General features: G+C 41.9%; 9 protein-coding genes. 6 read left to right on the top strand and 3 right to left on the bottom strand.

The window, feature by feature from the left end; all coding sequences use genetic code 11:
* Positions 1-415: 415 nt before the first annotated feature.
* Positions 416-1,405, bottom strand: coding sequence for a chemotaxis protein (locus tag MHO82_RS15820; protein ID WP_239185171.1), 990 nt, complete (start codon positions 1,403-1,405; stop codon positions 416-418).
* 206 nt (positions 1,406-1,611) lie between these two features.
* Between MHO82_RS15820 and MHO82_RS15825 the strand changes: the two genes are divergently transcribed.
* The 6 genes from MHO82_RS15825 to MHO82_RS15850 all read left to right on the top strand — a co-directional run bounded on the left by MHO82_RS15825 (position 1,612) and on the right by MHO82_RS15850 (position 6,260).
* A complete protein-coding gene (locus MHO82_RS15825; RefSeq protein WP_239185173.1) occupies positions 1,612-2,304 on the top strand; it encodes a DUF4336 domain-containing protein in 693 nt (230 codons plus the stop codon).
* Between the two features lie 101 nt (positions 2,305-2,405).
* Positions 2,406-3,053, top strand: coding sequence for an outer membrane beta-barrel protein (locus MHO82_RS15830; protein WP_239185175.1), 648 nt, complete (start codon positions 2,406-2,408; stop codon positions 3,051-3,053).
* Positions 3,054-3,128: 75 nt separating this feature from the next.
* A complete protein-coding gene (locus MHO82_RS15835; RefSeq protein ID WP_239185177.1) occupies positions 3,129-3,845 on the top strand; it encodes an alpha/beta hydrolase in 717 nt (238 codons plus the stop codon).
* 356 nt (positions 3,846-4,201) lie between these two features.
* A complete protein-coding gene (locus MHO82_RS15840; RefSeq protein ID WP_239185179.1) occupies positions 4,202-5,119 on the top strand; it encodes a DUF368 domain-containing protein in 918 nt (305 codons plus the stop codon).
* 134 nt (positions 5,120-5,253) lie between these two features.
* The gene (locus MHO82_RS15845) at positions 5,254-5,685 is read left to right on the top strand and encodes a hypothetical protein (protein WP_239185181.1); all 432 of its coding nucleotides are present in this window, start codon (positions 5,254-5,256) and stop codon (positions 5,683-5,685) included.
* The gene (locus MHO82_RS15850; RefSeq protein ID WP_239185183.1) at positions 5,682-6,260 is read left to right on the top strand and encodes an SCO family protein; all 579 of its coding nucleotides are present in this window, start codon (positions 5,682-5,684) and stop codon (positions 6,258-6,260) included. Before MHO82_RS15845 ends, MHO82_RS15850 begins: the two co-directional genes overlap by 4 nt.
* 90 nt (positions 6,261-6,350) lie before the next feature.
* Here the strand turns inward: MHO82_RS15850 and MHO82_RS15855 are convergent, their stop codons facing one another.
* Entirely contained in the window at positions 6,351-7,472 is a 1,122-nt protein-coding gene (locus MHO82_RS15855) for a tetratricopeptide repeat protein (RefSeq protein ID WP_239185185.1), read from the bottom strand.
* Between the two features lie 191 nt (positions 7,473-7,663).
* Positions 7,664-11,204, bottom strand: a 3,541-nt coding sequence (locus MHO82_RS15860; RefSeq protein ID WP_239185187.1) for an Ig-like domain-containing protein, incomplete at its 5' end; no start/stop codon positions are given.

Consider the following 11,204-nt stretch of genomic DNA (forward strand, 5'->3'; position numbering starts at 1 on the left):
AATGTTAAATAATCAACATGATCGAGATTTGCTGTCATTAAAATGGAATTAATTGTTTTTACTCATTTAGTTAAATGTAATAATCACCTCCAAAAAGTAAACCATAAATAGAGTGTATTTATATCTATCAATACATATAACGTATTATTACATGTCTTATGTAAAATATGACATGTAATTAAACTAGCTTATTTGATAGTTGTATTCTTAGTGGATTATGTATTATTTGACAGTAGCAATGAAATTTAAAACAATAACATTAAAATAACACTACCATGACAAAAGAAAGGGTAAATATAGATAAGAATATAATTACTATAAATACATTCTTAATTAATCACTGATGAAATAAATACTGATTTTATAAAAAATGGCACTGATATTCTTTAATATTCAGTGCCAAAAAATATCACGTTTATGCTGTTGGATTATCTAATACATAACTGTCAATCATACCCACCATTTGCCCTATTTCTGGCTTAGTAATGGTATCATTGGCCCCAAGTTGTAATGCTTTCATTCGATTATCATCACTCATTAAAGAAGAAAACATCACAATTGGAATTGAGGCGTAGGAAACAGTATCCCGTAACCTTTTCACTAAATGCATGCCATCCATTCGAGGCATCTCCACATCAGTGATCACTCCATCGATGAGGCTGCTGAGTGGCACATTATCCGCTTTAGATTGCGCGTCAAAATCCATCAATGTTTCTAATGCTTCACCGCCATCTTTTGCCGACACCGTATTGTACCCAGCGGCTTCTAGCGTATTTTTAATCATGGTACGAATGAACGCAGAATCATCCACCACCATAATGGTTCTTGTTTTACGCCTTGCCACGGTCGCGCTATTTAGATCCACTTTTTTATCAGTAGTGACATCGTATTTATCCATACTAAGCTCAGGGTTAATGTCAGCAATGATCTTTTCAAAGTCGAGAATCATCATCAGGTTGCCGCTGTATCGAACCACAGCGACCACACAATCATTTTCCCCAGCCTCTAAAAACTGACTAGGCGACTCAACATCCTCCCATGAAATACGATGAATTCGGCTAACGCCATCGATCAAAAATCCATTCGTCATGTGATTGAAGTCAGTCACAATGACAAACTTATGAGTCAGGTCCTTGGTTGTACTGACACCAAGCCAACCTGCGAGATCCACCAAAGGGGTCAGTTTCTCGCGAGAGGAAAACACCCCAATCATATGATCTTGAGCGTTGGGGTAATCTGTAGTTTCCGGTACTTTAATCACCTCACGCACTTTAGCCACATTGATACCGTAATAGCAGGTTTTTGTGCCTCCATCCGGTAACTGTTTAATTAAATGGAACTCTATAATCTCAAGCTCATTGGTACCACTTTCGGTAAGAACGGACACTTTTTGATCTTTATCCATGCAACCACGCTATTCACCGCCTCAGCTTGGTGCTCCTGAAAGTTATGAAATACATATTTCAGTATATAAACGCCTTGTGAATTCAAACAATTTTTTTAAGCCTGATACGCTCAGCGTAAATCTTGATACACTGTTGAAACACAGCCTCAACGAACAATCGCTCTCTTGCGGGGCGAGCCACAACAATCAAAAGGACCGAATAATCAATGAGTATGCTGGTTGAATGGAGCACAAACCGGCTCTGGTATCTGGATATGCCATTTATCAAACATGGAATATCTTTTGTGCACCGAATGATGGTCATCAAGCTTAAGGACAATAAATTACTCATTCACTCCCCGGTAGAACTGTCCACCGAGCTTCAAATAGAGTTATCCCAATTGGGCAACGTGCACGCTGTGGTTTGCCCATGCCTTAACGCTCATACCTATTTATCAGAGTGGTGGTATAGCTACCCCGAAGCCTACTTTTTTGCCACTACGGAATTAATTCAAAAACGCTCAGAGCTGACTTTTGATGATGCCTTGTCTTGCCGTACGCCCCCAATATGGCGTCACCAGCTCTTACAAACACCACTCTTAGGCGGCACTCACCCTACTCAGATTGCATTTTGTGATCCAAGTAGCCAAACCCTGTTATTAGGAGATTTACTCCTTGGCAAAACAAAGCCATCACATTTGAGTCATTGGTTGTATCTATGCGCTCAAGGAATTTTGGGCGCACCACAAATCCCCTTCTACGAAAAATGGTCATATCAAAATAAATTTTTACTACGTACCTCTCTACAAGAAATCCTCACTTGGCCATTTGATAACTTACTCACTTCAAACGGTTTATTGATAGAAGGTGATGCAAAAGAACAGTTTTACCTGTCCTTCAAGTGGGCCTTTAAAGAATAATTTTTAAAATAAAAAATTGCACGTTGTTTTATTTTACCCTAACATTCGCCGCAACAAGAAAATGAACACAGTTCAATTAAGAAGTACCAATAGGAATAACCATGACTAAGCGAATTTTACCTCTAATTATTGCTGCCTCTCTTCCGATGTTGGCGAATGCAGCGGACAGCAACGATGAGATTGTAAATGCAGGTGAAAGCTACAACTACATCTCAGGTGGTTTACAGCTGTCGAATACAGATAAAGAGTTACAAACATCAAGCACTCATGTATCTGCTGAAGATCAATTTGGTGGTTTGTACCTTCGTGGTAGCTGGAACTTTACTGATAGCCTATTTGTTGAACTGCGTACTGATGTAGTAACAAAAGACGATTTGACCCTAGGACACGATTTATTGGGTTTAGGCTATTTCTACTCACTAAACGACACAACCAGCGTTTACGGCCTAGTGGGGATCAGCACTTTAACAAAAGAATACCATGTACGTGCATTCGGTCATGACATCAAACTAAGCGATAGCGACAGTGCTCTTTCTGGTGAAATTGGCTTACGCCACCAAATCACAAACAATTGGACCATTGAACCTGCCATTCGCACAGCTGGCCATGATGAAAGCCTAATCGAGCTACGCTTAGGTAATACGTACCAAGTAAGCGACGCAATTAGCATTGAAGCCAACTTACAGCAACGTGATCACGACTTCTTAAAAGAAACAGATTTCCAGCTGGGTATGCGTTACAGCTTCTAACACACTTTACACACTACGGAGCAAGGATGCTCAGTTTCTCTCATCATTCCCTCATTAATTCAATAGGGGCCAATTATGCTCACTCGCTGTGCCTTATTGGCCTTTATATTTCTGACAACAACAACCATGACTTACGCTAATGAATGCGTCATCTTACTGCATGGACTTGCCAGAAGTGCTTCTTCAATGGAGAAAATGGCTGAATCCCTGCAAAATAATTACTTCTCTGTCATTAATTACGATTACCCTTCAACCCATTTCCCTATCGATGTCTTAGCTACTGAGCATATTCCCAAAGCACTCTCTCTATGTGGAAAGGCAAAGCGTATACACTTTGTTACTCACTCTATGGGCGGGATTTTGGTGCGCCAATACCTAAGTACAGAGAAAATTGAGAATTTAGGCCGAGTGGTGATGCTCGCACCACCGAACCAAGGCAGCGAAGTTGTCGATGCCTTAGCTAATTTTCCACCTTTTCAGTGGCTCAATGGCCCTGCCGGAAAGCAATTAGGAACAGACGATCGCAGTGTACCTAACCAGCTAGGGACCGCCAATTTCGAGCTAGGAATCATTGCAGGAAACAGAACCTTTAATCCGATACTGTCGACTCTGCTGCCTAATCCCGACGATGGGAAAGTCAGTGTTGAACGCACGAAGCTGAATGGAATGAAAGAACATATAACCTTACCAGTTACTCATACCTTTATAATGAGAAATGGCGAAGTCATCCAAAATACCATCACATTTTTGAAGGAAGGAAGATTCTTAGAACCCACGATTAACGAGAAATAGACTGTGACATAGCAAACTCTAACCGCGAACGTAATTCAGCACTGCGTTTTTTGGCACCATAAGGATAAAATAACCTCATACATAACTTTCTTAACATCATCGTGCCCTCGCAGTTAAGTGATCACTCATGATTCTTACACTATGAAACAGGTTTAACCTTAGACCGACTTCTTCACACCCGCCATAAGTCTTTAGTCGTAATTTACACTTCTATCATACTTACTCACCTCTAACTCAAAGAAATACCTGTAATTTGTTACCAGTAATAAACTCATACATTTTTTCTACATTTACTCGGTATAATAACGGCAAGTTGGCCATATGGCAGGAAACTAAGGTAACGAACTCGTAGCATTATGAAGCATTTATCTACTTTTTTTAAAGGAATGGCCATGGGAGCAGCAGATGTTGTTCCTGGGGTTTCCGGCGGCACCATCGCTTTTATCACTGGTATTTATGACACCTTATTAGAGAGCATTCGTCGTATTAACCCTAGCCTTGTGGGACTATGGCGTAAAGAAGGCCTTAAAGCGGTCTGCGATCATATTAATTTATATTTTTTACTGGCGCTTTTTGGCGGCATTCTGACCAGTATTTTAACCTTGGCCAAGCTCATTTCTTGGTTATTGCATACTCACCCAATCCCTCTGTGGTCATTCTTCTTTGGTTTGATCACGATTTCAGTGATCCATATGCTCAAGCAAATTGAACAGTGGAAAATATCTAGACTGATCATGCTCACACTAGGAGCCGTGTTTGCTTATAGCATTACCATGCTGAGCCCACTCAATATGTCTCCTACTGCCCTAAATATTGTTATTGCTGGCTCTATTGCTATTTGTGCCATGATCTTACCGGGTATCTCCGGCAGCTTTATACTTCTGTTGCTAGGAATGTATGCGCCAGTACTGGGGGCTGTAAAAGAATTTAATATTGCCACCATGGCACTGTTTGCAACAGGCTGTGTAATTGGCTTATTAAGCTTCTCACACCTCTTATCTTGGTTACTCAAACGTCAGCGTGATTTGACCCTTATCTTTCTAACAGGATTAATGCTTGGGACGTTAAGCAAAATATGGCCTTGGAAAGAAACCCTCACTTGGCGAACAAACTCACAAGGTGAACAAGTGCCTCTCATTGAGCAGAATTTATCGCCATTTGCGTTTGAGCAAACCACAGGCCAGCCTTCTTTAATACTGTGGGCTATTTGTTCACTTATTATCGGAATAAGCATTGTATGGGGCTTAGAGCGCTACGCCGAAAAAAATAAATAACCCACCAATTAATAAAATAAAGGCAGCACTACGCTGCCTTTATTATATCTGGATCACAAAAGCCCTGCGAAAAACCTCTGCTCAACCCTCACTAAATGATACAATTTTCATAAATTTTTATTTTATTATGTAATATGCCATTCATTACTTCTAAGCTGATACCTGTAATACTGACTGTATCTGCACTTGGTGCGGGATTTTTTGCGCCAGAGCTCATTGCTCAGTTCAGTGCTTCAGAAAAGCACAATTATTGCGAACTCGGAGCCCAAGCTTGCGAACAAAAAAATACCATTATCACTCTATCAGATGATATCGTTCAGCCGTTAAAGCCAAGTACCATTACAGTAAAGTGGCCTGAAGAAAATATGAGCCAACCACTGCTTCTTGAGCTTCAAGGCCAAGAAATGGAAATGGGAACGTATAAATTGCCGCTCACATTAAATGATAAAGGCTTATACACAGGAGAGGTCATGCTACCAATATGCACTGAAGACAGCATGACATGGCAAGGAAGTATCAGTAGTAAAACCAATCAAGCTTATATTTCAATTAGGATGGAACAATGAAACGTTCATGGATTTTAGTCGCAGCCATTGCTCTTGGTGTTGGTTTAACCGTTCGTCTTTCTTTAGATTCATCAACGACAGAGCAACCCGTCGAAGTAAATAGCTTACTTGAAACAGGCTCGCAAAAAGTCGATCTGTACAACACCGATGATAGCCGTACTCGTATTGTTTATTTTGGTTATACTCACTGCCCTGACGTTTGCCCGACTTCTTTGGCTGTCTTATCTTCCGCTTTAAAAGAATTACCAGAAGATAAATTAAATAAAGTATGGCCAATATTCATTAGCCTAGATCCAGAAAGAGATACTGCTGATAAGGCCCAGCAATATGCTCAGTACTTCCATAAAAACTTCACGGGCTTTTCAGGCACTGAGCAACAAATAAAAGAGTTAGCAAGCAGTTACGGTGTACTTTACACCAAGACAGAATTAAAAGACTCAGCACTAGAGTATGCGGTCGACCATAGCTCCTATTTCTATTTTTTAAAGCCTGATGGTTCGCTTATTGAAAAAGTCGCTCACACGTTAAATCCAGCTATGCTGATCGATGCCATCGATCGTCTCCCGCAAAGCTAACTTTTATCAAATCAAGCACGACTTACACCATCAAAAAAGCCCCACAATGAACAATCACTGTGGGGCTTTATTATTGAAAGAAGTGAGCCGTTATTTATCCATTTTAGATTGACTAAAATTGGTATTATCCGCTTTCTTAGTACTATCAGAACTACTCGCAACATCTGACTTACTAGGCTTCTCTCCAACCATAAACTCATTATCTCCGTCCGGAAAATAGCTCTGACGTTCATACAGTTTATCAAGCGCTTTAATAATGGTGTGTTTCGTAATTTTACCCGCTCTCATTTTTTTCAGCAGGGGCTTAGCCATTCCCTGTAAACCAATAACAGAGTCAACCCCCATTAAATGACCAACCTGATCACGGCGTGTTTTAGCTTCTTCTACCCCATTTTCAGCAGCAAGCCAGAACCAAATGTAAGCAATCGCATTACCATCATCACTCGTTTCTGCCGACATTTCCCCAGCATAAAACTGAGCACGAACATCTCCAGCTTCAGCGGCTAGTTCTAGCCAATACGTCGCCTTTTTAGGGTTCGCGGGAATGCCTTTCCCTTCCGCATATTGGCGGCCTAAAGTCACTTGCGCTTCAATAGAACCATTCTCAGCCGCTTTTAGGTTCCATTCTGCTGATAATTTCGGACTAGGCCTTGGGTTTGCTTCAGCAACATGCCAATCAGCCATAAAGAGTTGTGCTTCTAGATCTCCCTTTTCAGCCACTTCCTCGATAAAAGAGATGCCTTTTTCAACATTCACCTCAACCCCATCGCCCTTCATTAACGCTAAGCCCATTTCAAATTTAGCTTCATCGCTGCCGTTACGTGCTTTGATCACTTTTGACCAATATTGCGATTTTCCTTCCGCTTCCGAATCCCCCATTCTGGCATCACATAAACGGATCACAGAATACATCGCGAGTTCATTATCACTTTCCGCAGCTTTTTCATACCAATACAGGGCTTCTTTCGGGTTCGTGTGCTCGGCTTCCTTAGCCAAATACATTTGAGTAGGAACGTGACCCGTTTGGGCTTTATACACTCGCTCTTTTTTTTCCGCCGCTCTTTGTTCTTCTAGTGCTTTAAGGCGAGCATCATCCGCTTGCTGCTTCTGAACTTCTTTTCTTTCTTGCTCTTTAGACACACTAAAATAACGCACTAAAAACCACATTAGAGGCAAAACTAAGATTATCACCCCAATTAAAATAGGATCCATATCACACCATTTATATATACACGTTCTCTATTATGTAGCGGCTACTAAACCACATACTTGAAACATTCTCGAATGAATAATACATATTATTTACGAATAATTTACAGTGTAAAACGAGTTATTCGTAAAGCCTATTATTAAAAACAAAAAAGCCTACACTAGGCAGGCTTTTTATTGTTATACCATCAAGGCTAGTCTGTTATAACGAGCTTGCTGCTATCAATAAGGTTTCGGAGAATATCGCCCTCTGTCATACCAGAGCTGCCTTCCGTTAAATCACTCATTGATACATTTTCAAGTTTAATGACTTGTTCAATATCGCCATCTTTAGTGGAACTCACGTCCAATACAACATTGCCATTTTCTTCTCTAATAGATAAGAAATCTTCAATCGTATCTCGTGTTTCACCTTCTAATAAGTCGCTCAGGTCCAAAATATCGTGGTTATCATCCGATAATGAGAAATCTTCAATAATATCCACTTCAACCCCAGCTGAAGAGGTTGGCTCATGATTAAACTTGAAGGTATCTTGGCCTTCCCCACCGATAAGAATGTCATCACCAGCCCCACCCGTTAAGATGTCATGGCCTAAGCCACCGACTAAAATGTCATTCCCTAGCATTCCTAAAAGATCATCATCTCCAGATTGACCAAAGAGCATATCAGCACTGTCAGTACCAAACATTGAATCATCACCCGTTGAACCACTCAGTGAATGGCCTTGAGCGAGATTCGTTTCACCTGAAGGGCTAATATTCAATGATAACTGTTGCTCAGACTCCACACCGTTTGCATCCACCACGGTGTACATAAACTCTAAGCCAACAGCTTTACTAGGCTCAATAACAGGTGCATTTGGTGCAGGCTGGAACTGATAGCTACCATCACTATCAATGAATAAGCTGCCATACTCTGTCGCCAGTTGAAGCTGACCATTATCAATAGATGTTGTTAGAGAAGCATTCCCTACGGAGCCATCAGCATTAATGGTTTGCAGCAACTCCACTTTTGCTACATCGATAACAACAGCCACACCATCTTCTCCAGCAATATGCTGTAGCAACTCACCAGGTTGGCCCAGAGTTGGTGCAAGCTCAGGCAACTTAGTTTTCAATTCCGTATCTGGAATATAAACCACATTGGAAGACAAATTTTCTAAGCTAGAAATCGTCGGATTGTGTGTATTCGGCGGAACAATACCCACAGCCGTCACATCTTTACCTGCCGTAAAGTTTTGCCATGCAGTATCTGCGTTACTATCCCATCCACCATTACTTTCACCATCACTGATGAAATACACCACATCATTTGTTGTGGCTGGATCTACACCTTCTGGCAGTTTGGTATAACCATCAATTGCACCATACACGGCCTCTTCATAGTCAGTCCCACCTTCTACAGCAAAAGTGCCTGTATTTAGCTGAGCAATCGCCTCATCAATGGTAAACCAACCTAGTGATTGCTTCTGGTTGTCATAATCACCATACAGATCATTGTCAAAGTCGACCAATTGAACCAACACGGAATCTGAACCTGGCTGAGATTTCACATTCTGCAGTAATGAAATGGTTGCATCTAACGCAATTTCCATTCGCGTTTTCTGATCACCATCCACATTATAACTGTAGTCATCCATACTACCTGATGAATCAATCACTAACGTCATTAACGTCGCTGAAGCCGCATCCCCCTGATCCACAAAGACTTCATGCGCTGGCGCTGCTTGTGCTGTACCAGATGCTGTATCTCCATTTGATTCAACCGCTACCGCTGTAACATCAATCTCAAAATTAGTGTTATCAGCCGGGACACGAATGATTAAATCATTAATATCTACCTGCTGACCATTTGCTGATACTGTTCCCGTGAGTGTCCATGTATTGTTATCCGCATTATATGTCCCTACTTCTTGGCCATTTGCATCAAAAATACTTGATCCAACAGGAAGACCTGATAACACAACGTCAGATTGAATCGACTCGCTGCCATCAATATCCGTCACTTGCGCTGAGATATCGAGCGGATATTCGACAAATGTATCACCTTCTTTTTGCCACTCACCTGCCGTTTCATTCCAACGATAAGTACCATCAGCAAACTGAAGACGCTCGATGTCATACAGATCATCAGAACCTTCATTCGTTCTTGTTGATAACCCATCATCACCGTTATGAGAAGCAGCCGGAACGTGATTATCCGTTACTGCAAAGAAAATATTCTGACCACCATCGTTCGTCACAACTGGGTTGGTAATGGTGTAATCACTAAAGTTTCCAGCAAAGACAGCGGTATCAGTCCCTGTACCTCCGTAAAGGGTATCATCACCTTGCTCACCAATAAGGATGTCGTTACCCCCGCCAGCGGTCAGCGTGTCATTAACATCAGAGCTATTGACTCGATCGTTATTGCCTAAGATGCCATCATCACCAATCAAAATATCGTCTGCGTTAGATAACGGGTTAGTCACAATAGTGTCATTCAACCCTTGGCCACGAACAGCAATACCTTCATCCGCCTTAGCTCCCGTAGCTTGATAGCCATGTGTTGGGTTCACCGATGCATAGTGGTACTCACCATCGACATCAGCAAGACTGTTCATACCATCACTCATATCAAAGGCTTGTGAACCATATTGTTCTTTCACATCATCCCATGATGTATAAGATGGCAAATTACCATCAGAGCCACCAACCTGAACAATCACAGGTTCACCCAAGATGACAGAAACTTCTGGCGCATCGGCAACAGCAATAACATCAATAACGGCTGTACCATCCGCCGTTTTATCACCATCTGATACAGTGAACTGTAATGGTACATCATTACCACTGTAATCTTTTGCTGGATGGAAAATGGCTGAAGTAACAACTCCGTTACCATCTACAACAAGATCCACGCTGCCATGAGCAGGATCAACACTCACATTTGTGAAATGCAGGGGATCATTATCTTGATCATTAGCTGCATTTAATAACAGGCTTAAATCAATGACTTTGCCGCCAGCTGCATCTTCTTGTACACAACCTAAATCGACAGACTTAACAGTCGGTGCATCATTTAAAGAAATGATGGAATCATTAGACACATGCCCTGCATTACCGGCAACGTCTGTCACCTCCATCGTAACGGTAACTTTGCCTTCATCAAATAAAGATAAGTCTTGTCCTGACACCGTTACTTGGCCATTCACTCCGACCGTAATATCAGCTGGGTCTACAGTAATTAAGGTTTGTCCATCACTAATTGTAATAGCGCCTACTTGTGCTCCAGCTTCAACCTGCCCTGTAAAGGTAACGCTACCAGTTTCCCCATCTTCGATATAGTTATCATCAAACTCTATCGAGTTCTGACCATCTGAAGTTTCAGGTTCTTGAGTATCGATAACGATGGTTTGCTCAGCTTGCTCGCTATTACCCGCCACGTCCGTTACCGTCGCCGTCACGTCGTAGCTGCCGTCAGCCAACTCGGTGCCCGTCACGTCCAGCGTCCAAGTACCGTCAGCATTAATCACCAGACCGTTGTCGGTGGTGTAATCCGTGCCGTTGAAGTTCACCGTCAGGCGGTCACCCGTCGCGAGCTCCACTTTACCGTTGATGACCAAGGTGTTGTCGTTGGTAATAAAGTCACTCGCGCTCTCACCACGGTCTTCCGTGATGCCGTCGATGCTCACCGCGGATGTCTTATCATCACCGTCGGTGCCGATTTCGGTATCGATGATGATCTCTTGGGTC

The organism is Vibrio sp. Of7-15, assembly GCF_022347565.1.
GTDB lineage: Bacteria > Pseudomonadota > Gammaproteobacteria > Enterobacterales > Vibrionaceae > NORP241.

Excerpts from the sequence above, each read along its gene's own strand:
- MHO82_RS15845 (WP_239185181.1), top strand. The coding sequence starts at position 5,254 with ATGCCATTCATTACTTCTAAGCTGATACCTGTAATACTGACTGTATCT.
- MHO82_RS15820 (WP_239185171.1), bottom strand. The coding sequence starts at position 1,405 with ATGGATAAAGATCAAAAAGTGTCCGTTCTTACCGAAAGTGGTACCAAT.
- MHO82_RS15830 (WP_239185175.1), top strand. The coding sequence starts at position 2,406 with ATGACTAAGCGAATTTTACCTCTAATTATTGCTGCCTCTCTTCCGATG.
- MHO82_RS15850 (WP_239185183.1), top strand. The coding sequence starts at position 5,682 with ATGAAACGTTCATGGATTTTAGTCGCAGCCATTGCTCTTGGTGTTGGT.
- MHO82_RS15840 (WP_239185179.1), top strand. The coding sequence starts at position 4,202 with ATGAAGCATTTATCTACTTTTTTTAAAGGAATGGCCATGGGAGCAGCA.
- MHO82_RS15835 (WP_239185177.1), top strand. The coding sequence starts at position 3,129 with ATGCTCACTCGCTGTGCCTTATTGGCCTTTATATTTCTGACAACAACA.
- MHO82_RS15855 (WP_239185185.1), bottom strand. The coding sequence starts at position 7,472 with ATGGATCCTATTTTAATTGGGGTGATAATCTTAGTTTTGCCTCTAATG.
- MHO82_RS15825 (WP_239185173.1), top strand. The coding sequence starts at position 1,612 with ATGAGTATGCTGGTTGAATGGAGCACAAACCGGCTCTGGTATCTGGAT.